We start from the raw sequence: 24,342 nt of genomic DNA on the forward strand, positions 1-24,342 counted from the left end.
TGGTCTTTCCGCTTCTTGTTTTCATATGAATTCTTCGGCGGGATCAAGACGGGCGTATAGTAGCAAAAATACCTGACTATAAAAATACCGTATAATTTTGTTTTACTGTTCTATAATTTTGACTAATTAATTTCTTTTTAAATTCGCTGAATTTTTTGCTATGGTTATACTATCTTTTAATTTTTCTATATTTTCCTATGGCCAGTTTATATTTTGATCTCGACCGACAATCACAGACACCGCTTCACCGGCAGCTGATTGGCCATCTTAAAAATCACATGGTCTCCGGTGATTTAAAAAGGGGTGAGAAATTACCGTCAAGCCGCACCCTCGCCCGGGGTTTAAATATATCGCGCATTGTCACGCTAACCGCCTATGAACAGCTTATAGCCGAAGGGTATCTGGTAACCAAAGCTGGGGCTGGCACCTTTGTCAGTGATAATATCATCACCCCGGGCACTGACCCCGTGAAAGACTATAAAGGACCGGACTGGTTTAATCCGTCCAGGATAAGCTTGCCCATTGATGATGATAATAAAAATAATGCCCGTTTTGATTTTTCCATCGGCCACCCGGCAAGTGAACTTTTCCCGAAAAATAACTGGCGGCGGGCCTGGCGCAAGGCACTTGATCATTCCCAGTCCAATGCCCGCTCGGATCGGGCCGGGGAAAAAACGCTGCGCGAGGAAATTGCCGCCTTTCTGCTCCGGACCCGCAATATCAAATGTCATGCCGACAACATAATAATCACATCCGGCGCCGCCGAAACCTTAAGACTGCTGGCAAAGGCAACTGCCGAATTTGCGCCCATGACCTTCGTTGAGAATCCCGGCTTCAAAATAGCCTGGCACTGGCTTGACGGCGGCGGCGAGCTGACCGCGGTCAATATTGATGAAAACGGGTTGATTACCCGGGATTTACCCAAAAATGTAGGGCGACCGGCTATGCTATTCTGTACCCCTTCCCATCAGTTTCCGCTGGGCTTTCGACTTAGCCTTAAACGTCGCAATGATATCTTAAAATGGGCAACAGAAAATGACGCCCTGATATTGGAAGATGATTATGACAGCGAATTTCATTATGACACTATGCCACTGCCAACCCTTAAAGCCCAGGACGAAAGCGGCCATGTGGTTTATTTTTCATCCTTTTCCAAAAGCATCAGTCCCAATATCAAAATCGGCTATCTGATTGCCCCGGAAAAAATTGCCACAGTACTTAAAAATATTATTGCCGCCGAACATGCCGAACCCCCGCAATTGATGCAGATAGCCATGGCAGCTTTCATTGCTGATGGCTCGCTTGATAAACATATCGCTAAATCTCGTCGTCATTACACAAAGCTTAACAGGATCATGCAGCAAAAGCTCACCGAATTGCCCGCAGGCGTTAAAATTTCCGGCCTTGATAGCGGCATCCACGCATTCATGTCTTTTGATAAAATGCCGCATAAACTGATTAAAAAACTGGAGGAAAGGTCATTTTACCTGTCCCATCAGATCAGCACCGGTGGCTGGCACGGCTTTGCCCTTGGCTATGGGCATTTTAAGGAAAATGAGTTAAGCGTCGCCCTTGATGAACTGGTTGCACAGATTTGGAAATTATACCCCGAACTGTAACCCGGCAAGATGGGCATAAAGCCCCGCTTTGGCAATAAGTTCGTCATGTGTGCCACTTTCAACAATCTGTCCGTGATCCATTACCACAATCCTGTCTGCTTTCTGCACAGTGGCAAGCCGGTGGGCAACAACAAGGGTGGTTTTATTTTGCATCAGTTTTTCAAGAGCCGCCTGAACCAGTTTCTCATTGGCGGCATCAAGTGCCGACGTCGCCTCATCAAGCAATAATATCTGCGCGTCCTGCAAAATGGCCCGGGCAATGGCAATGCGCTGACGCTGCCCGCCTGAAAGACGGGTTCCCCGCTCGCCAAGATATGTATTCATCCCTTCCGGCAGTCGGTCAATAAATTCATCGGCCCTTGCCGCTTTTGCCGCAGCCGCAATCATTTCTTCACTGGCATCCTGATTACCGTAACGGATATTTTCTGCAATGGTTGTGGCAAATATCATGCTTTCCTGACTGACAACGCCCAGGTTCTGCCTGACCTCAACCGGATCAGCATCAATCAAAGCCACACCATCAATGGTTATTCTTCCCTGCTGTGGATCATAAAACCGCTGAAGCAACTGAAACACTGTTGTCTTTCCCGCCCCGGACGGGCCGACAATCGCCACAGTTTCACCGCCCCGAACGTCAAGATCAAAACCGTTCAGGATTTTTTCAGTTGGCCGCGAAGGATAAGCAAAACTGACATTTTCAAAAGCAAGCCGCCCTTCCCGTGATGCAGGAAAATGAACGGGATTTTCCGGTGCCTTGATTTCGGATTCTGTTGATATAATTTCAAGGCAGCGGCCTGCTGCACCAGCGGCGCGCTGCAGCTCCCCATAAACTTCGGAAAGTGCCCCCATTGCCCCGGCAACGAGCACCGCATAAATAATAAAAGCCGTCAGTTCCCCGCCAGTGATATTGCCGGCAATCACATCCCGCGCCCCTAACCACAGCACCAGATCCACCGCACCGAAGACGAGTAAAATAATCAGAAATGTAAGAATTGCCCGCATCCGTGTGCGGTCAATTGCTGCAGAAAAAGCGGTTTCAATAAAGCCCTGATATTTTTTACTTTCAAATTCTTCCTGGGTATAGCTTTGAACCGTTTGCACCGCACCAATGGTTTCATTGGCTGTTGCACTGGCATCAGCAATTTTATCTTGGGAAATTCGCGATAACCCCCGTACGCGACGACCAAGAATAATCAGCGGCGCTACAATAAACGGAATCAATAAAAACACATAGGCCGTCAGCAGCCAGTTGGTCACCAGCATCATTATCAGCCCGCCGACCAGGGTCAGAAGGTTCCGAAGAGCGACGGATGCCGTGGAGCCCACCACAGACTGTATTACCGTTGTATCGGTATTGAGCCTCGAAAGAATATCGCCCGAGCGGTTATTTTCGAAAAAGACCGGGCTAAGGGTTAGAACCTTGCTGAAAACTTCACGTCTGATGTCGGTGACGACTCGTTCCCCAAGCCAGGTGACCAGATAATAACGGGCAAAAGTCGCAACAGCCAAAACCACCGCAACACCAAGCAGGGCGAGAAAATATAAATTGATCAGATCGGCACTGACAGAGCTAAACCCCATATCAATAATCCGCCTGATCGCCTGCGGTATTGCCAGAGTCGATCCTGCCGCCACCACAAGCGCAATCAATGCTTTTATTATTGTTGATTTATAAGGCGAAAGAAAAACCCATAACAGATTGATTTCTTTTACCTTTCTCTTTGGCGCCTCATCTTTATCCGCACCATTTCCCGTGGTATTGTTATTCTCAGCCATTACTTAAAAACTGCCGCCTTTTTCTAACTTGTAGCAGGGATATAGCATCTGAAAGCCTGCTAAACAATGAAAGATAAGGAAAAGTGTCATTTTTTAGGGAAAAAGTGAGAATTAGGCACATTCCTGCTTGCACTTGGCAATCCTCTTGGGTATAAGTCCCAACAAATTTGCTCATACGAGCCAGATTAAAAAGGTTTTTTAATATGAAAAATGATATTCACCCAGACTACCACATGATTAAAGTGGTCATGACTGATGGCAGCACCTATGACACACGCTCAACCTGGGGCAGTGAAGGTGACACACTAACACTTGATATTGATCCTAAATCACACCCGGCATGGGTTGGTGGTACAAAACAGGTTCAGGACAAAGGCCGTGTTGCCCAGTTCAACAAACGTTTTGCCAATTTCAAACTGTCAAAATAAATTTATTTTTGATCGGTAAAAATAAGGCTTCCTTAATTAAGGAGGCCTTTTTTATTTGCCTTGCTTAAATCCCGTCAATTTTGCCCATCAGGTTATGAACCGGGTTATCCTCTGCCGCCGGAATGTCATATATAATCCGGTCAAGCCGGACAATGCGGGTAAAGAGCGCCCGGGCCCGACTTGAATAATTCATGAAATCCCTGGGAAAATCTCTGGTGTCACAGCCGATCGGATCATCAAATAACTGATGATCACTGATACGGGATTTTTGCTCGCCTGCCTGTTTTTTTGATATTTCCCCTGAATGAACCCCTTTTTGCATCAGACACCATGACATTGACTGCATAATCCCGGCCGTCATCCGATTGGATTCAAGGGTATAATAGCCCATTTTTTCGGCACCGAGATGGCTTATGTCCCTGTTTTTATCGTTCTGAAGGTATTTTACGACCAGTTTACTGAGATCAAGGGCTTCCTTATAAAGCTCATCAAGCAGCTCTGAATTGATTTTTCCGTCATTAACCACAGCGTTTTTAATCATAATAGTCCTTAGTGTTTCGACCTTTTTTATAAAATATAACGGTTAATAACATATTTAAATATTGAAATCCAAAAATCGCTTCCTATCTAATATTTGTAAGGCCGAATAGAACGTTGCCAGACGGGACGTTATAAACCTTACAAAGTAAATATTAACCTCTGCACCCGGTCATAAGACGGAAGCAGAATTATATCGCTTAAAGAGAAAGGATATGAAAATGAGAGCATTAGACTTAAGCCCACTTCTTAAATCAACAATCGGTTTTGACCAGATGAACCGGATTTTTGAATCAGCGGCAGGAAACAATGATATTTCCTACCCCCCATATAATATTGAAAAAATCAGCGAAGACGATTACCGCATTACCATGGCCCTTGCCGGTTTTAGCGAAGATGATCTGAAAATCGAACTGGATAATGGCGTTCTTACCATTTCCGCCGATGGTGGCGAAGACGAGGCAGACGCGGAAAGATACCTCCACCGCGGCATTGCCAAACGCGCCTTTACCCGTCATTTCAGACTGGCCGATACGATTAAAGTGCTCGGTGCCCAGTTTGAAAATGGCCTGTTGATGATTGATCTTCAGCGTGAAGTACCGGAGCATCTAAAGCCCCGTACAATTAAAATCGGTAAACCTGCTGAGGTAAAAAAGCTCGTCGATGAAGATGCTGCCTAATTTACAGCACCCCTAATTAAATAAACTGTCCGCGTCCGCGTGGGCAGTTTTTTTATGGGCTTTTTCAATTTCTGTACGCCTGACTTCTGATTTAAGAATAGCAATCCTGTCATCCAATGCTTCTATACTGTGAACGCTCAGGTCTTCTTTTACGAGCTGTTTTAAAAGCGGCACTTTCGGCCTGTCAAAGTCGTCGTCCATAATTCTTACCCATATTTATCGCATATACATTTATTATTCCATTCTCTATAAAATAACAAATCTGTCAATTAGGATAATGCAATGAAGGTGATAAATATAAAAAATTTCGGTGGCCCCGAAATGCTTGAAATTTCAAACAGCGAAAGGCCAAAACCTTCGGCTGATCAGATCCTGATTAAAGTCTTTGCTGCCGGCATCAACCGTCCTGATATTGTTCAGCGAAAAGGACATTATCCGCCACCGCCCGGGGCGTCCGATATTCCTGGTCTTGAATGTGCCGGTATTATTGAAGAAATTGGCAAGAATATTACAAAATGGAAAGTCGGGGATAAAGTATGCGCCCTGCTGACCGGTGGCGGCTATGCCGAATATGCGCTGGCCCATCAAGGATGCGTCCTGCCAGTTCCCAATGGTTTTTCCATGGAGCAGGCAGCGGCCCTGCCGGAAACCTATTTCACCGTCTGGTCCAATCTTTTTGATCGGGGAAAACTTAAAGCCGGGGAAACTGTGCTTATCCACGGCGGCACGTCCGGCATTGGCACCACCGCCATTCAGATGGCGAAAATATTCGGAGCAACAGTGATTACCACCTCTGGAACAGATGAAAAATGTGGCATCTGCAAATCAATCGGTGCGGATCATACCATCAATTATAAAACGCAGGATTTTTCAGAAGAAACAATTAAATTAACGGGTGGCAAAGGGGCTGATGTGATCCTTGATATGGTTGCCGGGGATTATGTTGCAAAAAATATCAGCGCCTTAAATGAAGACGGCAGGACAGTTATCATTGCCGTTCAGGGCGGCGTTAAAGCAGAAATTAACGTGCTGCCTATTATGACAAAACGCCTGATGGTTACCGGGTCAACCTTACGCCCGCGTGATAATGATTTCAAATCCGCGATTGCAAAGGCACTGAAAGAAACTATCTGGCCATTGCTGGAAGCGGGAAAAATAGCGCCAGTTATTGATAAAATTTTTCCGCTTGAACAGGCGTCAGAGGCCCACCGCTATCTGGAAAGCGGTGAGCATACCGGAAAAATTATCCTGAAAATCTGATTATTGGCCGGTACGTCGCCATCTTTCGATTGTTGCCCTGACAAAATTCGGATCTTCCAGTCCCAACTGCCAGTCCACAGAATAGGACGGGCTGCCACTGCTTGGCAGATGATCTTCATCAAGTTTGTCAACAAGCAGCCGAACCGGAGCCTCCACCCCTTCCCCAACTGCCAGTGCTTCACGGTTTTGCAATGATGACAATGAATTTAACGACCCTTCTGCCCCCTCGGGCATGACGTGAGACACAAATTTCTGGTCCCGTTCATTGTTAAGACGCATGGCAAAAATAGTTCCGCACTGGGAAAGCGCTGATTCCGAGACATCCGCCGGTCTCTGTGATACAAGACCAAGTGAAACACCATATTTCCGGCCTTCCTTGGCAATCCGCTCAATCGCTTTTCGGGTCGAATTAAAAATTGTGCTGTTGTCTGTCGGCACATATCTGTGGGCTTCTTCACAAACCAGCAGAATAGGACGGGCATCATTACCACGGCTCCAAACCGCAAAATCAAATACTGCCCGGCTGATGATGGATACCACCACATTCACAATTTCTGATGGCACACCGGAAAGATCGATGGTTGATACCGGTTTATTGTTCACCGGAAAACGAAGCAGGTTTCCAATGATTGAATTCAGGGTATCATTGACCAGCATGCCCGAAAACATAAAGGAAAACCGTGTATCCCGACGCAGCTCTTCAACTTTATTTTTAAGCCTTAGATATGGTGTCAGGGTTTCCGGATTATCCAGCTTGCCCATTTCCTCATCAAGAAATCTCATAACAAATGACAGTTTATAGGGGATTGGCGTATCAACAGTAATACGTTCTGCCGGGTATCCTTCGTTATTACTGACCCGAGCTTCATAAATACAGCGCCTCAGCACATCAATTTCGATCATTCGGTCATTGCTGTGATAGGCCCCGATAAACATTTCCACATGTTCTTCAAAATTCATCATCCAGTATGGAAGACGCAGATTGTTAATATCAAAATGCTGCGCACAATCAGAAAAAGCACTTTCATATTCATTATGGGGATCAAGCATGATGATATGAGCATGGGGAAGTCTTTCAACCATTCGTCTGATCAGCAACGCCACCGTACATGACTTACCGGTACCGGTGCTGCCGAGAATGGCAAAATGTTTTCCGAGTAAAGCATCAATATTAATAGAAGCCGGTGTCAGATGCTGTGGATAGACATGACCAAGATGAAAGTGATTATTGTCATTATCGCCAAAAATACCTTCAATATCCCGCAGGCTAACCGGGAAAATGGGTTGTCCCGGCAGTGGAAAATCGGTGACACCACGATCAAAAATCATACCGCTTTCCGTGTAAGGCGCGCGGATACCGTGACCCAGATAATCCAGTGTCATAATCGCCTGCTCAAAACGTGTGTCGTTATTTTGGGAAATAATATCCCGGACTGTTACAAACAGATATCCCTTTGAAACTTTAATTTTCAGGATTGTCCCGATCTGGCCCGGGGAAAATTCGGCATCTTCACTGTCCATATTCGCCATTTCGCGCAGAACGCCAAGATTACAGATCGCTTTGGCGCCATTCCCGCTTACTTCGATAATTTTTCCAATCTCACGTGTGGGCTCAATTTCTCTCAGTTCAATAGTGCTCATATCATTCTCATGATTTTTTAAAACCTGTTTATCCATAAGTCACTTTTCCCTCCGCAACACATAAACGGACTATTGCCTTCAATGCCGAAAACTATAAGGGCTCAGAGCTAAAAAAACGGTTAAGATAAGTTTAAATTTGTACGAATGGGGAAATTATTATTTTTTTCAAATTTTGCACGGAAGTCATTGACATTTAACATCGGTCCATATAGGTTCCACGAAAGTTTTTGGAAAGTGCTCTGAAACATCAGCCTGAGCAGGTGAATTGTGAGCCAAAATTAAAAATACGAGACAGATTATGAAAGTCGTAAATTCGTTAAAATCGCTTAAAAATCGCCATCGCGATTGTCGTGTCATTCGCCGCAAAGGCAGAACATTGGTTATTAATAAAACCAATCGTCGTTTCAAGGCACGTCAAGGATAATTTTATTGATTATACTATTAAAGATATTTGACACAACTATCTAATATATAGTAATTTAAGAATTGTTATAGACCTCAGTGTCTGTGGCAAACAGGAGATCGAGCTTCCCCCCCAAGGGCTCGATCTCCTTCATTTTTAGGGCCTTGTTTTCTATAACATAAGGATTGGCCAACCCCCTCATTTTGTTATTATATTCCGGCTGGTAAAATTTTATACGTAAATTATTCTACCCGGGCAATCCTGAGAACATTGGTTTTACCGGGGGTGCCAAATGGCATACCCGCCATAATGACGATTCGGTCCCCGGTTCCGGCATAACCATATTCAAGGCAGATTTTACAGGCCTTATCGATCATGTCCTGAAAATTTACCGCATCCTGTGAGTAAACGCAGTTAAGCCCCCAGACCAGCGCAAGCCGTCTGGCTGTCGCAATATTCGGTGTCAGCACCAGTAATGGTGTTTCCGGTCTTTCCCGCGACGCACGAAGGGCGGTTGATCCGGACCCGGTATAAGTAACGATAGCCCGGGCTTCAATGGTCATTGCCACCTGTTTCGCCGCCGCGCTGATGGCATCGGCGGTTGTGGCTTCCGGCGTGGTATTATCCTTACCCAGCATTCTTAAATAACTTGGTTCGCTTTCAATGGTTTTGGCAATCCGGTTCATTAATGATACGGCTTCTTCAGGATAAGAACCCGTTGCTGATTCTGCCGAGAGCATAATTGCATCAGCGCCGTCAAACACGGCATTGGCAACATCTGAAACCTCGGCCCGGGTTGGTACCGGCGCATTGATCATACTTTCAAGCATTTGTGTTGCCACCACCGCCGGAATGCCAGCGCGCCTCGCATGGCGAATAATTTTCTTTTGTTTTGCCGGCACCAGTTCCATGGGAAGCTCAACGCCCATATCCCCGCGCGCCACCATCACGCCGTCTGATTCAGCAAGGATCTCATCAATCGCGTGAACCGCCGACGGTTTTTCAATTTTCGCCATTATAGCCGCACGACCTTTGATGATATTTTTCGCCTCCCGCACATCTTCCGGACGCTGGACAAAGGAAAGAGCAACCCAGTCCACCCCCAGATCAAGGGCGAAATTCAAATCTTTTTTATCTTTTTCCGTCAACGCCGCCAGCGGCAGAATTGCACTGGGGACATTGACCCCTTTTCGGTTTGAAATCTCCCCGCCGACCTTGACCGTGGTGGTTATTTTATCTTTTTCCACTTTATCAATAAGCAGCCTGATTTTGCCGTCGTTAATCAGAAGCTCCGTTCTTGGCTCCACTGCCTGATAAATTTCAGGATGGGGCAGTTCCACTCTTGAGACGTCCCCGGGTGTATTATCCATATCCAGTATAAATTGTTGTTCTGGAACCAGTTTCACTTTTTCTTCGGCAAAGACCCCAACACGCAATTTCGGCCCCTGCAAATCAACTAGTATTCCGGTTGGTCTTCCCGTTGCCTTTTCCACTTCACGCACCGTCGCATGAAGCTTTGCCGCCGCCTCATATGACCCGTGGCTCATATTCAGCCGAAAGACATCAGCCCCCGCTTCCGATAGTTTTTTGATCATTTCAAAATTTGATGATGCGGGACCAAGTGTGGCTATAATTCGGGTTCGACGACGACGGTGCATAATTTATCCTGATCTATTTTTTAAAAAAGGCGTTGCAGGCACGATAAAGATTATAAATATCCACTTTTGAGCTAACGGCATAGGTCGTGTGGATCGATAGAACCGGAATACCAAAATCAATCACATTCATATCCTGACGGGAAAATTCACCGCCGATGGTTCCCCCACCGGCAGTTCCGACCTTGTAAGTGGCGGTCTGCCAGGGAATATTGGCATCATCAAGCACTTTACGGATATAGGCGATATATTCGGAATTGGCGTTAAACCCGCGACCATATAATTTCAGATTTACGCCGTAGCCAAGCCGCGGAGCATTCAGTGGCTCCCATGCGCTGGGGCGCATCGGATTAATACCCGGATTAACGTCGATGGAAATCATATTTGTTTTTGAAAGTGCGCGACGGACATAGCTTTCACGCATATTCTCCCCCATTTTGGCTTCGATAAGGCGGGATATCAGGTTTGAAAAATACTGTGATTTTGCCCCTGTATTGTTGACATTACCGACTTCTTCGTTATCGACAAGATGGGCAATTGCCGTTTTTTGCGGGGTTCCAATATCGAGAATCGCCTGAACATTGGTATAGCTGGCAAGGCGGTCATCCTGTCCATAGGCCGCAACCATCGAGCGATCAAATCCCATATCCCGGCTTTTCATTGCCGGAACCAGCAGCAATTCTGCCGATACAAGATCACCGCGGCTGATATTATATGTGCTTTTCAGGTAGGCTTCGACCTGATCTGACACATCACCACCCCTTGCCCCCGGAATATGGGCAACAATCGGGTCCATATCTTCAGCGGTCAGCAATTCATCAACCTTTTTGCTGCCATAACCACGGTCCGTATGCGGTGAAATTTCAGGGATCACAAAGACCGGATCATTTTCATCCATTCCCACATTAATCTGTACTGTGGTGCCGTCTTTCCTATCAACCCGGCCAATAAGAGCAAGTGGTATATTGGTCCACTGATGACGTTTCAAACCACCGTGATAATTGGTTTGAAACAGCGCAAACTGTTCTTTGCCATAAAGCGGAATATTTTTAAGCTCAAGCCTTGGACTGTCAATGTGGGAACCGATCACCTGAAAACCGGTGGAAAAATCATCCTTACCGATCACAATCAGCGAAATGGCCCGATCCCGGTTATTGTCGTAATATTTGGCTCCCGGCGTCATCGGGCTGTCATCTCGCAAGGGTTTAAACCCATTGGCTTCGGCAATTTTGATTGCTTCGGTTACAAATGTCAGCTCTGAACGCGCCTTATCCATAAATTTTTTATAATCTTCGGCAAAAGCAAATATTTTATCCTTGTCCGCCTGGCTCATCCCAATCCATGATGACTGACAATCCATATTTTCATTACAGGCAGCAGCATTGGCCGTTGACATCGCTGCCCCCAGACTTCCAGTCGCAAGCAACCCTGAAATCAGAAAAGTTTTTAAATAATTTGTTTTTAAATTTAATGACATTTTGCCGCCCTTCATTTTTATTTATTTCATTGAAATATTAATCATAGCGGTCATGCCGTGTACAGGATAAAATTGTTTCGAAACTTTATTTTTTCCTACACATCTTATGGTAATCCGATATAAAAATACCAACCCGATTCATCAAAAAGCAGGATACGATGGCATTTGAAATTATTAATCCGCACGGCAAGGCCAATATTGTTCTTATCTGTGAACATGCCAGCAATCATATTCCAGATGACTATGAAAATCTAGGGCTGAGCGAAGAACAGCTTTCGCTTCATATTGCCTGGGACATTGGCATCGGCGCGGTTACAAAAAATGTTGCCATGATGCTTGATGCTCCTGCCATTCTGGCCCGCTTTTCAAGGCTCCTGATTGATGTCAACCGCGCCATTGAACAGGATGGGTTGATCCCGGTATCCAGTGACGGTCATCATATCAGCGGCAATCAAAACCTGTCAGACGACGAAATTGACGCTCGTATTAACCGGTTTTATAGGCCCTTTCATAATGCCACTGAAAAGCTGATCGAGACAAAAGCAAAAAATGACCATGCACCACTGATTTTTAATTTACACAGTTTTACACCGACGATGAACGGGTTTGACCGACCATGGCATGCGGGCATGTTATGGAACCGCGACAACCGACTGGCCGCAGAAGTCCAGAAAAGACTTGAGGGCTACGGCTGCACTGTCGGTGATAATTTGCCCTATTCCGGTCAGGACCTGTTCCATACCATGAATACTCATGGCGATCGTCACGGTTTTCCCCATGTCGGCATTGAAATCAGGCAGGATGAACTTGAAAATGAAGCAGGCATTGAAAAATGGAGCCAAATACTCGCAAAAGAAATTGAGGCAATCCGGAACATACCAGAAATGTCGCATATTAAAAAATTTTAAGGAGCAAAAAAATGGACGAACAGACAAAACTTGAGATAGAAGCCGCTACTTTTCGCCGCATCATTGCCCATCTGCAATTGCGGAGCGACGTCCAGAATATTGATCTGATGGGACTGGCCGGGTTTTGCCGCAACTGCTTTTCAAAATGGTATGCGGCCGAAGCGGCAAAGCGCGGCATTGAAATTGACAAAATGGATGCCCGTGAAATGGTTTACGGTATGCCCTATGATGCATGGACTGATAAATATCAAACCCCGGCAACAGACGAACAAATGAAATTAATGGACGAAAGTCTGAAGAAAAACGATGAAATGAAAAATAAAGGAAAGTAAATAATATGGTAGAAGCAGGTGGCATCGCAGCCGATGCCTTGCGTTCATTCATAGAACGCATTGAACGACTGGAAGAAGAAAAAAAAGCCCTCGCCGATGATATCAAAGATATCTATGCAGAAGCTAAATCAACAGGATTTGATGTAAAAATCATGCGCCAGATTATCAGACTGCGCAAAATGGATGAAGGTGACCGTCAGGAACAGGAAGCACTCCTGGATCTTTATACCCATGCACTGGGTATGATCAGAGGATAACCGCCCGTTAGAATCCAATAAATTTCGGCCGGTGTTAATTCGCCGGCCTAATTTTTTGACCGGATCGCATCAACGATCTGTTGGGTGCGTTCATCGTCATTGGCACTTTTAACACTTAAAATGGCCCATGCAATGGTGATAATCCAGACCGGAAAGGTCAGACCACCCAGAATTCCCAGTGAAAAAACAAACATTACAACACTAAGCAGCCATAAAAGGCCGTTTAACAGTGCCTGAAAAATTTTACCCTTAAATAAAAGCGCAAGCGGGGGACAGATAATTGCAACAAGATAAATCATGATTGATCCCTGATAATTGGTGATCTTTCAAATTTAATACGAATAGAACAAATTTCAAGCACTTATAATGCGGCTCGTCGCAGGGAAATGTTCTTTTGTCTCAATATGCTTTTATTTATCTTCGTCAAGCAAACCCATTTCCGTCGCTTTACGGTAAAGGGTTGACCGCCCGATATTAAGACGTTTGGCAATTTCCGTCATCCTGCCCTCATAACGGATATAGGCATAACGGATCATCAGACCTTCAATATAATCAATTGAATAGACGTCGGCATTTTCATCATAGATGGATGTATTATGAAATTCTTTTGGAATTTCCAGTGTGCGTTTAAGATCATCAATCCGGCGGTTGTGTTTTTTATTTTCATTGGCCATGCGTTCAATATCGGCAAGGATTTGCGGAAAATCCTTATCGGTGATCATTTCCCCTTCCGACAGAATGACCGCCCGCAGAACGACATTTTCAAGTTGACGGACATTTCCCGGCCAATGGTAACTGTTTAGCAGCATAATGGCATTAGTGGTCAGCGATTTTATGGTTCGGCCTTCCTTCTTGCAGATTTTCTGAATGAAATGAGCGGCCAATGTCTGAATATCACCGTTTCGTTTATTCAGTGGCGGTAAAAAAACCGGAAATACGTTCAGCCGGTAATATAGGTCTTCGCGAAACTGGCCGGATGCGGTAAGGCTTTCAAGATTTTTATTAGTCGCTGAAATAACCCTGACATCAACGGGCACTGTCCTTTCACCACCGACCGGGTCCACTTCCCCTTCCTGAAGCACCCGAAGCAGTTTTACCTGAAGTTCTAGTGGCAGCTCGCCAATTTCATCAAGGAAAATGGTACCGCCATCTGCATCAACAAATTTACCGGCATGATCCTCCTTGGCATCGGTGAAGGCTCCCTTGGCATGACCAAACAATATACTTTCGACCAGATTGGCCGGAAGAGCACCACAGTTCACAACAATAAAGGGTTTCTCTGCACGACCGCTGGATAAATGAATAGCTTTGGCAAATATTTCCTTACCAACACCACTTTCCCCTTCAAGCAGCATCGGCACATCGGTCTCGGCCCCCTTATGGGCAAGCATAATAGCTTTCCGCATCACTTCACTGCTACCGATTATTTTGGAAAAAGCATCCGGCGTAGCTGATTTGGATTTATCTTTATTATTCTCATTGACCATTTTGAATGTTCGCTATTCTTAATTTGACCTTTTATATTTTGTATCAATACGGGACAAAAGTTAAGAAATATACAATTTTGCTTAATTAATGTGTCAATATGATACAGGAAACGTCCACATGATATTCCAAAATGACAATGCCGATATTTTATTTTTGCCCTATTCTTTTGGTTAATTTCTGCTAAGCTTTCCACTACCGTAAATGATACTCGTCAATCATTTAACAAGAATTGATCATATCAAGAGGTTACCAATGATTATAGCAATACCAAAAGAACGTCGGGAACACGAAAAGCGTGTTGCGGCGACCCCTGATACTGTCAAAAAACTGGTTGCTTTGGGCTTTGGCGTCATTGTTGAAAAAGGTGCCGGGGCAAAAAGCCAGATTTCAGACAGTCAGTATGAGGACGCCGGTGCAAAAATTGCCGCCGATGCAAAAGCCCTCTATTCGGCAGCCGATATCATTTTTAAAGTACAAAGACCCCTTCTGGCTGGCGAAGGGGACATTGATGAACTGTCCTTGATAAAGGATGGCTCAACGCTCATAGCCATTCTTGACCCGATCAGAAATCCGGATCATGTAAAGGCATATGCCAATAAAAATATTTCAGCCTATGCCATGGAATTTATGCCCCGTATCACCCGGGCCCAGAGTATGGATGTGCTGTCCAGTCAGTCTAATTTGGCTGGTTATGCCGCTGTTATTAACGCCGCCGCCGAATTCAGCCGTGCTTTTCCGATGATGATGACGGCTGCGGGCACAATTGCCCCGGCCAAGGTGATGATTATGGGGGTCGGTGTCGCCGGATTGCAGGCAATCGCCACGGCAAAACGGCTTGGTGCCGTTGTTTCGGCAACCGATGTCCGATCCGCCGCCAAAGAACAGGTTGAAAGCCTTGGGGGCAAATTCGTTATGGTTGAAACCGATGAAGAAGGCGAAACCGCCGCCGGATATGCCAAGGAAATGAGCGATGATTATAAAAAGCGCCAGGCGGAACTGATTGCCGAAACCCTTAAAAAACAGGATATTGCCATCACGACAGCGCTTATCCCCGGTCGCCCGGCACCAATTCTGATCACCGATGAAATGGTCGCCAGCATGAAGGCCGGCTCCATCATCGTCGATCTTGCCGTTGAGGCAGGCGGCAACTGCACACAGTCAAGGCCCGGTGAAGTTGTTACATCTGATAACGGCGTGATCATTATCGGCCACCTTAATGTGCCAAGTCAGCTGGCAGCAGACGCCAGCGCCCTATATTCAAAAAACCTGCTTAATTTCATCACACCGCTGGCGGGCGAGGAAGCGGGCACCCTGAATATTGACTGGGAAGATGAAATTATTGTCGGCACCCTGCTTACCAAAGATAAGCAAATCGTCAACGAACGCCTGAAGGGAGGAAACTAGTATGGACCAGATTACACATGTGACAGATACCCTGCACGGGCTTGGCATGTCACCCTTTGTTTCACAATTCTCACTTTTTATACTTTCTGTTTTTGTCGGATATTTTGTGGTCTGGAGCGTGACACCCGCACTTCATACGCCGCTTATGGCCGTAACCAACGCTATTTCGTCGGTCATTATTGTCGGCGCCCTGATCGCAGCAGGACCGGCGGAAATGAATATAGCCAAAATCCTTGGCATTGTTGCCATTGCACTGGCGGCTGTGAATATCTTTGGTGGCTTTGCCGTCACCAAACGCATGCTGTCCATGTATAAGAAAAAAGCACCGGTTGAAAAAAAGAAAGGGGATAAATGATGTCAGAGCAAAATATTGTTGATATCACCGCTATCGCCTATCTGATTGCCGGTGTTTTATTTATCCTGGCACTTCGCGGACTGTCGTCCCCTGAAAGTTCACGAAAAGGCAATTATTACGGTATGCTCGGCATGACCATTGCCATTGCAACCACACTCGCTAATCCTGAGATTGTGTCCTACACCTGGATTGTCGTTGCGCTTATCATCGGCGGCGGCATAGGGCTTTTGATCGCTTCGCGCATTGCCATGACGGCAATGCCGCAGCTGGTGGCGGCTTTCCACTCGCTGGTGGGCCTTGCTGCAGTGCTGGTGGCGGCGGCCGCCTTTCTGGTTCCTTCCCATTTCGGGGTGGTTGACGCAATGGGCCATATTCTGATGTCCAGTCGTATTGAAATGTCCCTTGGGGCCGCGATCGGCGCCATTACCTTTTCCGGCTCTGTTATTGCCTTTGCCAAACTGAATGGCAATATGTCCGGCGCTCCGATCATACTCCCTGCCCGGCATCTGATTAATGCGGCAATCGGGATCGCCATATTCGCGCTGATCGGCTTTTTCGCGGTTGATGAGGCTTCTGCCTCAAGCCAGGGTAATATTATGTGGCTGATTATCGGTCTTAGCTTCCTGATCGGCTTTCTGATTATTATCCCAATCGGTGGTGCCGATATGCCCGTTGTCGTCAGTATGCTGAACAGCTATTCCGGCTGGGCCGCGGCCGGTATTGGTTTTACATTGCAGAATAATGCACTGATTATCACCGGTTCCCTCGTCGGATCGTCCGGGGCAATCCTAAGCTATATAATGTGTGCGGCTATGAACCGGTCCTTTATCAGCGTTATTCTTGGCGGCTTCGGCGGTGAAGATGCCTTGGCGGGCAGCGGTGAAATTGAAACCCGCCCCGTCAAACAGGGCGGTGCTGACGATGCGGCCTTTATTATGAAAAATGCAAGTTCCGTTATTATTGTACCAGGATACGGAATGGCCGTTGCCCAGGCGCAGCATGCCTTACGTGAAATGGTTGATATTTTGAAAGAGGAAGGCGTAACGGTAAAATATGCCATTCACCCGGTGGCCGGACGGATGCCCGGGCATATGAATGTGCTGCTGGCGGAAGCAAACGTGCCATATGATGAAGTTTTTGAGCTGGAGGATATCAATAGCGAATTTTCAGCAACTGATGTCGCCTTTGTCATTGGCGCCAACGACGTGACCAATCCGGCCGCCAAAACGGATAAATCAAGCCCGATTTACGGTATGCCCGTGCTTGATGTAGAACTGGCCAAAACCGTGCTTTTCGTGAAACGCGGCATGGCCTCCGGCTATGCCGGGGTTCAGAATGAGCTATTCTTCCGGGATAACACAATGATGCTGTTTGCCGACGCCAAAAAAATGGTCGAGGATATAATTAAAGCGTTATAAGCCCTCCGGCAGATGAAAAATAACACGCCCGCTTGTCTTATCGGTGATTTCCGATATGGCAAGCGGTGCCTCCCGCCCATCCATCCTGATTTCCCAATTGACCTGCTGATTAAACTCTTTCTTGAGATCAAGCACCCTATAGGATTTTAAAATCTGTTCAATCATGCCCTGAAAACTGTAATCGGATGTGCCGCTGATAACCACTTCCGGTATTTTTTCACCGCGCTCCAGCTCCTCAAGTGCGTGATTGACACAGCCCCCATAGGCGCGGACAAGCCCCCCTGTCCCCAGCTTAATACCACCAAAATAACGGGTCACAACGGCGGTGATTTCACCAATACCACTGCCCAGCAGAACATTGAGGATTGGTTTGCCCGCTGTTCCATTCGGCTCCCCGTCATCGGAAAAGCCAAGCACCTGACTATCATCCGGACGCCCCGCAACATAGGCCCAGCAGTTATGCACTGCATCAGCATATTTTTCTTTTATGTCGGCTATAAAATTCCGCGCCGCGTCCACATCCGGTGTATGTTGAATATGAACGATAAACCGGCTTTTTTTTATCACTTCCTGATAAAAAACTGTGTTTTTTGGAATATCATATGAAGAATTGGTCATAAGGATTGAATAGCATATCTGAAACAATATTCAAAGAATTGACATTTCAACAATTAAATTTCTGGAGAATTTTAATATTTTACTTTAATTAAATATTATAACTCAATGATAATATTAACTTATCAGACTAAAATTATTTCCTGATTTTTGTGAGTTTTCTGTCAGGCCATTGCCATTTTCATAAGCTTTTCGAACCGTTAAAGCGGACGTCTTACCAAAATTATTGACATCAAATGAAGGATTGATTTGATCAGCATTGCCTGTCTCTTCCCTTTTTTTATCGAGGAGTTCTGCCCTCGCCTTATTTCGGGCGGCAACAGCGGCTGCGGCAACCTTTCGGTCCTGTGCAGACGGCTTTGCCGGTGCCAGTGCTGCTGCAATAACCACATCCAGTTTGGCAACGGTCGCCTCGGGGTCCCCCTCTATCGGGGCGACATCAATGGACACTTCACCACCAACCGCGTATCGCTTGCCATCAGGACCCACAGAATAGGAAAATGAAGCACTGCCTGCAAATTGTCCGCCGGCATTTTTGTGCGCCGCTTCATGGGCACGAACTTCCTGATCCACTTTTTTAAGGCGTTCTACCTCCGCCTGTCCCTCTTCATTTAGTTCAGAACTTTTCCCAATATTAAATGGTGCAGAGTTTATTTCAGCAGCAGGCGGCTTTTCACCGCCCGCATTCGCAGATTGGAAAGATGGTAAGGGTGTCGATAATATCGATATCATATTTCTAGGATAAATCAGCTTTCTTAATCATATGTTAAGCTGACAATAAACAATTCTTCTCTTAATTACCAGTCACGGCGCTGGTCATTCTGATCCGGCTGTGGTGGCATACGATTGTCATTGCTGCTTCTGCTTCTAAAATCGCGTCTTGGCGGGTTTTTATAACGCTCAAATATTGCCTTTCTTTCAGCAGCATCCAGATTACCTACCACTCTGACAATGACTTCATGAGTAGGACTGACCATTTTCTGATAAATTCCATTATAGTCCTGCATCGCCTTTTGGAGCTTCTCTGCATCAAGCGGATCTTCCGCAATAATGGCCATAATTTCCGCCCGTTTGGCCACAATACTTTTATAAATCGGAATGAGCTCATCACGCTTACTGCGCATGGCAAGATAAATTTCATGTTTTCCACTGCGCGGGAGCGGTTCCATCAGTTTTGAAATTGAATGGTCGAATGTAAGGCGTGTCATTCTGATCTCTCTGGCCTTATGCTGGGCATAAAGATAACCGATTACAAAAAAGTTAACCCCCAAAGACAGCAGCATCACTATGCTGACCCAGTTCATTTTCAAAGAAAAATTCTTCATTCTCATCATTCCTCAACAAAGATTAATTCTTCAACATTCAGAAGCGCATCTTCACTATCATTCAGGCTGGTCCCTGCATCCGCCACAATCATGCTGCCCTGGTCAATTTCAGCAATTTCATCTTCTGCCAGAGCCGAACTACCGGCACCACCCATATAAATTCCCATTACAAGCGCTGCCGTCAAACCGGACAGGCGCGGCACAAGAAAAACAATCCAGTCACTAAGTTTCCAGGAAAATCCTGAGGTCTGATCAATTTCATGAGGGACTCTCATGATTTTATCAATCAATGCCCTGCTTGGTTCCGGGCTGTGGGTCTTTTGATAGTCATTAAGCAATTCATTTAATTTAGCGTCATTCATCATCCGATCTCCTTTAAGAGACTTGCTTTATCATCTTTCAATATATCGGCCAGATTTCTCCGGGCCCTTACCAAATATGATTCAAGCGCATTTAAACTAACTTCCATAACATCCGATGCTTCCCTGTTTGAAAGCCCTTCAAAATAACAAAGTATAATTGCCATCTTCTGGCGCTGCGGCAATGCATCAAGAGCTTCCTGAACCTGTTCGGAACGCTGGTTTACTTCAATTACATTTTCCGCACTCATATCATCCGACGCCACTGTTTCCAGCATTTCCACATTATCCTGTGGTTTTCTTTTGCGTCCGACATCGTAACATAAATTGGTTACCACCCGATAAAACCATGTTGTAAAACGGGTTTTTCTGGCCGGATCCCAACGGCTGGCATGTTTCCATACCCTGATAAATGCTTCCTGCATCACTTCTTCCGCTTCTGAAACATTACCTAAAATTTTGGTCGCGTACCCCAGATTTTGGGATAGATGTCTGTCAACCAGCATGCCATAGGCCGTTTGGTCACCGTCACCGATACGCAGCATCAAATCTTCGTCGGTTATCGCATCTGTCCCCATATACGCACCATAATTTCATTACCATTTAGCCATTATACGCTGTCAATTAAAAAACCCAGCGCAGCCTTATGAATAAACTATAAGCCTTTCGGCCCGGAAAAGCACATATTTTCCTGAAAAACATCCAACATGAATAAAACTGAAACCAGGTCTTGATTAAAGAAAACAACTTCTATATAAGCGCACACGAATTTAACCTATTAACCAATTTCTGAATTTTTTATGGAAATTTCCACAAAACCTGTCGCCTTTATAAGGTTTCTCGAAGATCAGAGAAATCTGGACTGCCATCTATTTAAATGGGATACGCACTTACCTTCGGAAGCAAAGGCACTGGAGGGATTTTATGCAATCTGGCGCTCAAAGTTTGATGGTCAAAATTTTCCTGCGTGGAAAGATTTCAAATTTGAGGATTTCAAAGGCTGGCATAGCAATCTTCGTGTCATGACCCTTGGCAAAAATTTAAGTGATCCGAAGCATAATTTGATTATCGGCCAGACATTTTCCCAGTATTGGGGCAAAAGAACCATTTATGAACAGATACAGGATGGCAACCCGCCCTCAAAAGACACCATAAAAAAATATTATCGGTATCTGCAATATATCTATGATCATCACTATGGATTTAATATTGGTGCCATTCCAAAAAATGACGGGCGTCTGTCATCGGTTCTCTGGCTTGAATTACCCCTGGCCGATAACGGACGGGATGTGACCCACATAATTTCGGCAATCTATACAGGGATAAGAGTATAAAAGTGGGGAATGTTATCTTTCCCCGCTTATTATAACTTTATATCTTTAATCAACAGTCCAGGTACGCCCCTTACGGATCAGGGCATTGAAATCATCGTTACCATTCTTTTTCGCCTGCTCAATCTGCTTGTGAACGGCCTGATCATAACTTTCTTCCTGAACACAATAAATCACACCGCACACAACAGGAAATTCAGGTGATTTCAGCTCCACAAGCATCTGTGCCAAAACCTTGTTGGTTTCATCATGGACGAGAATATCATCCTCGGTGATACCGTTTTCCCCGATGACGACGGTTTCAAGTGTAAATTTATCCCGGTTGAAAATAAGCCCTTTATTACGGTCTTGTCCGTAAATAAGCGGTTTTCCGTGCTCCGCATAAATCTGTGTATTGGCCGCTTCCTTTTTTAAGGTAAAGCCTTCAAATACCTTATCATTAAAGACAATACAGTTTTGGAATATTTCGACAAATGACGCACCGACATGGTCTTTTGCCCGTGCCAGGGTTAGTGGCAGTTCCTTAAGCCCCGTATCAATGCCACGGGCAACAAAACGGGCCCCGGCCCCAAGCGCAAATGCGCAGGGCGACAACGGCAGATCAACTGAGCCATAAGGCGTTGATGGTGATCTGGTGCCCAATTTTGATGTCGGTGAATACTGACCTTTTGTCAGACCATAAATCTCATTGTTAAAGAGCATAATCTGCATATTCACATTGCGGCGAAGCACATGAAGCATGTGATTGCCACCAATACTCAGTCCATCCCCGTCACCGGTAACCAGCCACACATCCAGATCGGGATTGGCAAGTTTAACACCAGTGGCCACCGCAGGCGCCCGGCCATGGATGGTATGGAAGCCATATGTTTCAACATAATAGGGAAAACGCGATGAACAGCCGATACCGGAAACAAAGACAGTATTTTCAGGCGTTGCCCCGATATTTGCCAAAGTCATCTGCACCGCTTTCAGGATCGCGTAATCACCGCAACCCGGACACCAGCGAACTTCCTGATCGGTTTCAAAATCCTTGAAAGTCAGTTTTTTTACATCTGTCTGCTCGTTCATGATCTCTCTCCCGCCTGTACACGGATACATTCAAGTATTTCAGAAATTTTAAAGGGCTGCCCTGTTACCTTGGTCAGTGAATAGGCATCCAGCAGATATTCAGCCCTAAGCAGGTGGTTCATCTGCCCGTTATTCATTTCCGCAATAATAACCTTGTCAAAACTTTTTAAGAGGCTTTCCAGATTTCTAGGCAGCGGCCAGATATTGCCAATATGAACATGGGATACGTCAATTCCCTCTCCGCGTGCGCGTTTTACCGCCTGATGGATTGCGCCACGGGTCGAGCCCCAACCGACGACAGCCAGTTTTGATCCCTCTTCACCCAGCGATACAGACTGCTCGGCAATATCATTGGCGATATTAGTAATTTTTTCAGCGCGGATGTTTGTCATTTTCTGGTGGTTGGCAGGGTCATAGGAAATATGACCGCTATCATATGATTTCTCAATGCCGCCAATTCGGTGCAGTGTTCCCGGCGTTCCCGGCTTTGCCCACGCCCGCGCCAGTGTCAGGGGATCCCTCTTAAACGGGTGGAACCCTTCCGGATTGGTGCAGAAATTGACCTGGAATTTTTCAAGTTTATTAATATCCGGCAGTTTCCATGGCTCTGACGCATTGGCAATATAGCCGTCAGAAAGCACCATAACCGGTGTCATATATTTGGTTGCAAGTCTTACCGCTTCAATCCCTACATCGAAACAATCCTGCGGGTTAGATGTGGATAGCACCACAACAGGCGCGTCGCCGTTTCGTCCACACACCGCCTGATAAAGGTCTGACTGCTCGGTTTTTGTCGGCATCCCTGTTGATGGCCCGGCCCTTTGAATATCAATAATCACCACAGGAAGTTCAGTGCTGATGGCAAGGCCGATGGCTTCAGTTTTAAGGGCAATACCCGGACCAGAACTTGAGGTCACGCCAAGGCTTCCGGCAAAAGAGGCACCAATGGCCGAACAGATAGCGGCAATTTCATCTTCCGCCTGGAATGTGATAACACCGAATTCCTTGAAACTTGACAATGCATGAAGCAGGCTTGAAGCCGGTGTGATCGGATAAGAACCCAGCATAAGCGGTATTTCACCAAGTTTTGAACCGGCAAGCAGCCCCCATGCTAAAGCCTGGTTCCCATTGACTGTTCTGTATTCGCCCGGCTCTTCCTTATGTTTTCCAACATGGTATCGATGCAGATTTGAGGATGCTTCAACCGTTTCGCCGTAAGCGTGACCCGCATTAAGGGCCGCAATATTGGCCTGTGCCACATCAGGCATTTTTTTAAATTTTTCTTCAAGCCAATCGGTAATCGGTTTACGCGGACGACCAAACATCCAAAGCACAAGACCCAGTGTCCACATATTTTTAGAGCGTACGGCATCCTTGTTGCCAAGCCCGAATTCCTTAACCGATTCAAGTGTCAGTTTTGTGATATCAAGTTTCTGGATCTGATAATCGCTTAAACTGTCATTTTCAAGTGGGTTATCAAAATATCCCGCCTTATCAAGATTCCGTTTGTTAAAGGCCCCCTCATCAACAATGATAAGCCCGCCTTTACGCAGTCCCGGCAAGCTTACTTTTAACGCCGCAGGGTTCATCGCCACCAGCACATCCGGCTCATCCCCAGCCGTGGACACTTCCACCGAGCCGAAATTGATCTGGAACGCCGATACCCCAAACGTGGTACCGACCGGTGCTCTGATCTCGGCCGGGAAGTCGGGAAAGGTTGATAAATCACTGCCTTCAAGGGCGGTTACGACGGAAAATTGAGTTCCTGTCAGCTGCATTCCGTCACCGGAATCTCCGGCAAAACGAACACAGACTGAATCAAGTTCGTCAAAATCCTGTGCGGGGTTTTGCACATTCATTTTTTGGTCCTTACTCTTAAATCACACATAGTATATAGCGTTATATTCACAGATACTATTTTTTATGTAATTTTTTTAACAATTAAAATATAGTCCCTTTAATGGAAAAATCATATCATTACAACAACACAAAACCGAAAAATA

At 45.8% G+C, this 24,342-nt stretch carries 27 protein-coding genes; 12 read left to right on the forward strand and 15 right to left on the reverse strand.

What is annotated here, in order from left to right:
- The first annotated feature begins 197 nt into the window (after positions 1-197).
- Positions 198-1,619, forward strand: coding sequence for a PLP-dependent aminotransferase family protein (locus tag R3D86_11225; GenBank protein MEZ5758781.1), 1,422 nt, complete (start codon positions 198-200; stop codon positions 1,617-1,619).
- Here R3D86_11225 and R3D86_11230 read toward each other — a convergent pair.
- Positions 1,602-3,395, reverse strand: a complete 1,794-nt coding sequence (locus R3D86_11230) for an ABC transporter transmembrane domain-containing protein (protein ID MEZ5758782.1) — start codon at positions 3,393-3,395, stop codon at positions 1,602-1,604. The two genes, R3D86_11225 and R3D86_11230, sit on opposite strands and share 18 nt — an antisense overlap.
- Before the next feature lie 203 nt (positions 3,396-3,598).
- Between R3D86_11230 and rpmE the strand changes: the two genes are divergently transcribed.
- A complete protein-coding gene (gene rpmE / locus R3D86_11235; GenBank protein MEZ5758783.1) occupies positions 3,599-3,823 on the forward strand; it encodes a 50S ribosomal protein L31 in 225 nt (74 codons plus the stop codon).
- Positions 3,824-3,887: 64 nt separating this feature from the next.
- Here rpmE and R3D86_11240 read toward each other — a convergent pair whose 3' ends face one another.
- Positions 3,888-4,364, reverse strand: coding sequence for a DUF1465 family protein (locus R3D86_11240; GenBank protein MEZ5758784.1), 477 nt, complete (start codon positions 4,362-4,364; stop codon positions 3,888-3,890).
- 217 nt (positions 4,365-4,581) lie between these two features.
- On the opposite strand from R3D86_11240, the gene R3D86_11245 reads away from it, so the two are divergent.
- Positions 4,582-5,040 carry an Hsp20 family protein gene (locus R3D86_11245; protein ID MEZ5758785.1) on the forward strand — a complete coding sequence of 153 codons (459 nt, stop codon included), beginning with the start codon at positions 4,582-4,584 and terminating at the stop codon, positions 5,038-5,040.
- A 12-nt stretch (positions 5,041-5,052) separates the two neighbouring features.
- Here the strand turns inward: R3D86_11245 and R3D86_11250 are convergent, their stop codons facing one another.
- Complete coding sequence (locus R3D86_11250; GenBank protein ID MEZ5758786.1) at positions 5,053-5,241, reverse strand: DUF1192 domain-containing protein; 189 nt, start codon at positions 5,239-5,241, stop codon at positions 5,053-5,055.
- Between the two features lie 81 nt (positions 5,242-5,322).
- Here R3D86_11250 and R3D86_11255 point away from each other — a divergent pair, with 81 nt between their 5' ends.
- Entirely contained in the window at positions 5,323-6,300 is a 978-nt protein-coding gene (locus tag R3D86_11255; protein ID MEZ5758787.1) for an NAD(P)H-quinone oxidoreductase, read from the forward strand.
- Here the strand turns inward: R3D86_11255 and R3D86_11260 are convergent, their stop codons facing one another.
- A complete protein-coding gene (locus R3D86_11260) occupies positions 6,301-7,977 on the reverse strand; it encodes a DUF87 domain-containing protein (GenBank protein ID MEZ5758788.1) in 1,677 nt (558 codons plus the stop codon).
- Positions 7,978-8,239: 262 nt separating this feature from the next.
- Here R3D86_11260 and ykgO point away from each other — a divergent pair, with 262 nt between their 5' ends.
- Positions 8,240-8,365, forward strand: a complete 126-nt coding sequence (gene ykgO / locus R3D86_11265; protein MEZ5758789.1) for a type B 50S ribosomal protein L36 — start codon at positions 8,240-8,242, stop codon at positions 8,363-8,365.
- Positions 8,366-8,586: 221 nt separating this feature from the next.
- Here ykgO and pyk read toward each other — a convergent pair whose 3' ends face one another.
- Both pyk and R3D86_11275 read right to left on the reverse strand, forming a co-directional pair.
- Complete coding sequence (gene pyk, locus R3D86_11270) at positions 8,587-10,002, reverse strand: pyruvate kinase (protein MEZ5758790.1); 1,416 nt, start codon at positions 10,000-10,002, stop codon at positions 8,587-8,589.
- A gap of 13 nt (positions 10,003-10,015) precedes the next feature.
- Positions 10,016-11,476 carry a hypothetical protein gene (locus R3D86_11275; protein ID MEZ5758791.1) on the reverse strand — a complete coding sequence of 487 codons (1,461 nt, stop codon included), beginning with the start codon at positions 11,474-11,476 and terminating at the stop codon, positions 10,016-10,018.
- A gap of 158 nt (positions 11,477-11,634) precedes the next feature.
- On the opposite strand from R3D86_11275, the gene R3D86_11280 reads away from it, so the two are divergent.
- Genes R3D86_11280 through R3D86_11290 form a run of 3 tightly spaced genes read left to right on the forward strand, consistent with a single transcriptional unit; the run spans position 11,635 to position 12,973 of the window.
- On the forward strand, positions 11,635-12,384 hold the full coding sequence (locus R3D86_11280; GenBank protein MEZ5758792.1) for an N-formylglutamate amidohydrolase: 750 nt from the start codon (positions 11,635-11,637) through the stop codon (positions 12,382-12,384).
- A gap of 11 nt (positions 12,385-12,395) precedes the next feature.
- A complete protein-coding gene (locus tag R3D86_11285) occupies positions 12,396-12,716 on the forward strand; it encodes a DUF1244 domain-containing protein (GenBank protein MEZ5758793.1) in 321 nt (106 codons plus the stop codon).
- Positions 12,717-12,721: 5 nt separating this feature from the next.
- On the forward strand, positions 12,722-12,973 hold the full coding sequence (locus R3D86_11290) for a DUF2312 domain-containing protein (protein MEZ5758794.1): 252 nt from the start codon (positions 12,722-12,724) through the stop codon (positions 12,971-12,973).
- Positions 12,974-13,020: 47 nt separating this feature from the next.
- On the opposite strand, the gene R3D86_11295 is transcribed toward R3D86_11290, so the two are convergent.
- Together R3D86_11295 and R3D86_11300 are read right to left on the reverse strand one after the other, a co-directional pair.
- The gene (locus R3D86_11295) at positions 13,021-13,272 is read right to left on the reverse strand and encodes a hypothetical protein (protein ID MEZ5758795.1); all 252 of its coding nucleotides are present in this window, start codon (positions 13,270-13,272) and stop codon (positions 13,021-13,023) included.
- Between the two features lie 111 nt (positions 13,273-13,383).
- Complete coding sequence (locus R3D86_11300) at positions 13,384-14,460, reverse strand: sigma-54 dependent transcriptional regulator (protein ID MEZ5758796.1); 1,077 nt, start codon at positions 14,458-14,460, stop codon at positions 13,384-13,386.
- A gap of 253 nt (positions 14,461-14,713) precedes the next feature.
- Here R3D86_11300 and R3D86_11305 point away from each other — a divergent pair, with 253 nt between their 5' ends.
- Genes R3D86_11305 through R3D86_11315 form a run of 3 tightly spaced genes read left to right on the forward strand, consistent with a single transcriptional unit; the run spans position 14,714 to position 17,638 of the window.
- Positions 14,714-15,865 carry a Re/Si-specific NAD(P)(+) transhydrogenase subunit alpha gene (locus R3D86_11305; protein ID MEZ5758797.1) on the forward strand — a complete coding sequence of 384 codons (1,152 nt, stop codon included), beginning with the start codon at positions 14,714-14,716 and terminating at the stop codon, positions 15,863-15,865.
- A gap of 1 nt (position 15,866) precedes the next feature.
- Positions 15,867-16,220, forward strand: a complete 354-nt coding sequence (locus tag R3D86_11310; protein ID MEZ5758798.1) for an NAD(P) transhydrogenase subunit alpha — start codon at positions 15,867-15,869, stop codon at positions 16,218-16,220.
- On the forward strand, positions 16,217-17,638 hold the full coding sequence (locus R3D86_11315; GenBank protein ID MEZ5758799.1) for an NAD(P)(+) transhydrogenase (Re/Si-specific) subunit beta: 1,422 nt from the start codon (positions 16,217-16,219) through the stop codon (positions 17,636-17,638). Before R3D86_11310 ends, R3D86_11315 begins: the two co-directional genes overlap by 4 nt.
- Here the strand turns inward: R3D86_11315 and R3D86_11320 are convergent.
- The 5 genes from R3D86_11320 to R3D86_11340 form a co-directional block, all read right to left on the reverse strand.
- Positions 17,633-18,256, reverse strand: coding sequence for a YigZ family protein (locus tag R3D86_11320; GenBank protein MEZ5758800.1), 624 nt, complete (start codon positions 18,254-18,256; stop codon positions 17,633-17,635). The two genes, R3D86_11315 and R3D86_11320, sit on opposite strands and share 6 nt — an antisense overlap.
- 114 nt (positions 18,257-18,370) lie before the next feature.
- A complete protein-coding gene (locus tag R3D86_11325; protein ID MEZ5758801.1) occupies positions 18,371-18,985 on the reverse strand; it encodes a putative metalloprotease CJM1_0395 family protein in 615 nt (204 codons plus the stop codon).
- A gap of 65 nt (positions 18,986-19,050) precedes the next feature.
- Positions 19,051-19,578: a periplasmic heavy metal sensor gene (locus tag R3D86_11330; protein ID MEZ5758802.1), complete on the reverse strand. Its 528-nt coding sequence runs from the start codon at positions 19,576-19,578 to the stop codon at positions 19,051-19,053.
- A gap of 5 nt (positions 19,579-19,583) precedes the next feature.
- Positions 19,584-19,943 (reverse strand): hypothetical protein, encoded by a 360-nt coding sequence (locus tag R3D86_11335; protein ID MEZ5758803.1) that lies wholly within the window; start codon positions 19,941-19,943, stop codon positions 19,584-19,586.
- The gene (locus R3D86_11340) at positions 19,940-20,515 is read right to left on the reverse strand and encodes an RNA polymerase sigma factor (GenBank protein MEZ5758804.1); all 576 of its coding nucleotides are present in this window, start codon (positions 20,513-20,515) and stop codon (positions 19,940-19,942) included. Before R3D86_11340 ends, R3D86_11335 begins: the two co-directional genes overlap by 4 nt.
- A gap of 222 nt (positions 20,516-20,737) precedes the next feature.
- Between R3D86_11340 and R3D86_11345 the strand changes: the two genes are divergently transcribed.
- Complete coding sequence (locus R3D86_11345) at positions 20,738-21,271, forward strand: hypothetical protein (GenBank protein MEZ5758805.1); 534 nt, start codon at positions 20,738-20,740, stop codon at positions 21,269-21,271.
- 45 nt (positions 21,272-21,316) lie between these two features.
- Here the strand turns inward: R3D86_11345 and R3D86_11350 are convergent, their stop codons facing one another.
- Positions 21,317-22,339 carry a 2-oxoacid:ferredoxin oxidoreductase subunit beta gene (locus tag R3D86_11350; protein ID MEZ5758806.1) on the reverse strand — a complete coding sequence of 341 codons (1,023 nt, stop codon included), beginning with the start codon at positions 22,337-22,339 and terminating at the stop codon, positions 21,317-21,319.
- On the reverse strand, positions 22,336-24,198 hold the full coding sequence (locus R3D86_11355; GenBank protein MEZ5758807.1) for a 2-oxoacid:acceptor oxidoreductase subunit alpha: 1,863 nt from the start codon (positions 24,196-24,198) through the stop codon (positions 22,336-22,338). Before R3D86_11355 ends, R3D86_11350 begins: the two co-directional genes overlap by 4 nt.
- Between the last annotated feature and the right edge of the window lie 144 nt (positions 24,199-24,342).

The sequence above is a fragment of the Emcibacteraceae bacterium genome, assembly GCA_041396985.1.
In the GTDB taxonomy this organism is placed as follows: Bacteria; Pseudomonadota; Alphaproteobacteria; order Sphingomonadales; family Emcibacteraceae; genus Pseudemcibacter.

Coding starts and splice junctions, on each gene's coding strand:
- R3D86_11250 (MEZ5758786.1), bottom strand. CDS start 5,241: ATGGACGACGACTTTGACAGGCCGAAAGTGCCGCTTTTAAAACAGCTC.
- R3D86_11295 (MEZ5758795.1), bottom strand. CDS start 13,272: ATGATTTATCTTGTTGCAATTATCTGTCCCCCGCTTGCGCTTTTATTT.
- R3D86_11230 (MEZ5758782.1), bottom strand. CDS start 3,395: ATGGCTGAGAATAACAATACCACGGGAAATGGTGCGGATAAAGATGAG.
- R3D86_11315 (MEZ5758799.1), top strand. CDS start 16,217: ATGATGTCAGAGCAAAATATTGTTGATATCACCGCTATCGCCTATCTG.
- R3D86_11275 (MEZ5758791.1), bottom strand. CDS start 11,476: ATGTCATTAAATTTAAAAACAAATTATTTAAAAACTTTTCTGATTTCA.
- R3D86_11310 (MEZ5758798.1), top strand. CDS start 15,867: ATGGACCAGATTACACATGTGACAGATACCCTGCACGGGCTTGGCATG.
- R3D86_11260 (MEZ5758788.1), bottom strand. CDS start 7,977: ATGGATAAACAGGTTTTAAAAAATCATGAGAATGATATGAGCACTATT.
- R3D86_11240 (MEZ5758784.1), bottom strand. CDS start 4,364: ATGATTAAAAACGCTGTGGTTAATGACGGAAAAATCAATTCAGAGCTG.
- R3D86_11300 (MEZ5758796.1), bottom strand. CDS start 14,460: ATGGTCAATGAGAATAATAAAGATAAATCCAAATCAGCTACGCCGGAT.
- rpmE (MEZ5758783.1), top strand. CDS start 3,599: ATGAAAAATGATATTCACCCAGACTACCACATGATTAAAGTGGTCATG.
- R3D86_11280 (MEZ5758792.1), top strand. CDS start 11,635: ATGGCATTTGAAATTATTAATCCGCACGGCAAGGCCAATATTGTTCTT.
- R3D86_11335 (MEZ5758803.1), bottom strand. CDS start 19,943: ATGATGAATGACGCTAAATTAAATGAATTGCTTAATGACTATCAAAAG.
- R3D86_11305 (MEZ5758797.1), top strand. CDS start 14,714: ATGATTATAGCAATACCAAAAGAACGTCGGGAACACGAAAAGCGTGTT.
- R3D86_11320 (MEZ5758800.1), bottom strand. CDS start 18,256: ATGACCAATTCTTCATATGATATTCCAAAAAACACAGTTTTTTATCAG.
- R3D86_11225 (MEZ5758781.1), top strand. CDS start 198: ATGGCCAGTTTATATTTTGATCTCGACCGACAATCACAGACACCGCTT.
- R3D86_11330 (MEZ5758802.1), bottom strand. CDS start 19,578: ATGAAGAATTTTTCTTTGAAAATGAACTGGGTCAGCATAGTGATGCTG.
- R3D86_11245 (MEZ5758785.1), top strand. CDS start 4,582: ATGAGAGCATTAGACTTAAGCCCACTTCTTAAATCAACAATCGGTTTT.
- R3D86_11355 (MEZ5758807.1), bottom strand. CDS start 24,198: ATGAATGTGCAAAACCCCGCACAGGATTTTGACGAACTTGATTCAGTC.
- R3D86_11285 (MEZ5758793.1), top strand. CDS start 12,396: ATGGACGAACAGACAAAACTTGAGATAGAAGCCGCTACTTTTCGCCGC.
- ykgO (MEZ5758789.1), top strand. CDS start 8,240: ATGAAAGTCGTAAATTCGTTAAAATCGCTTAAAAATCGCCATCGCGAT.
- R3D86_11345 (MEZ5758805.1), top strand. CDS start 20,738: ATGGAAATTTCCACAAAACCTGTCGCCTTTATAAGGTTTCTCGAAGAT.
- R3D86_11340 (MEZ5758804.1), bottom strand. CDS start 20,515: ATGGGGACAGATGCGATAACCGACGAAGATTTGATGCTGCGTATCGGT.
- R3D86_11255 (MEZ5758787.1), top strand. CDS start 5,323: ATGAAGGTGATAAATATAAAAAATTTCGGTGGCCCCGAAATGCTTGAA.
- R3D86_11325 (MEZ5758801.1), bottom strand. CDS start 18,985: ATGATATCGATATTATCGACACCCTTACCATCTTTCCAATCTGCGAAT.
- R3D86_11350 (MEZ5758806.1), bottom strand. CDS start 22,339: ATGAACGAGCAGACAGATGTAAAAAAACTGACTTTCAAGGATTTTGAA.
- pyk (MEZ5758790.1), bottom strand. CDS start 10,002: ATGCACCGTCGTCGTCGAACCCGAATTATAGCCACACTTGGTCCCGCA.
- R3D86_11290 (MEZ5758794.1), top strand. CDS start 12,722: ATGGTAGAAGCAGGTGGCATCGCAGCCGATGCCTTGCGTTCATTCATA.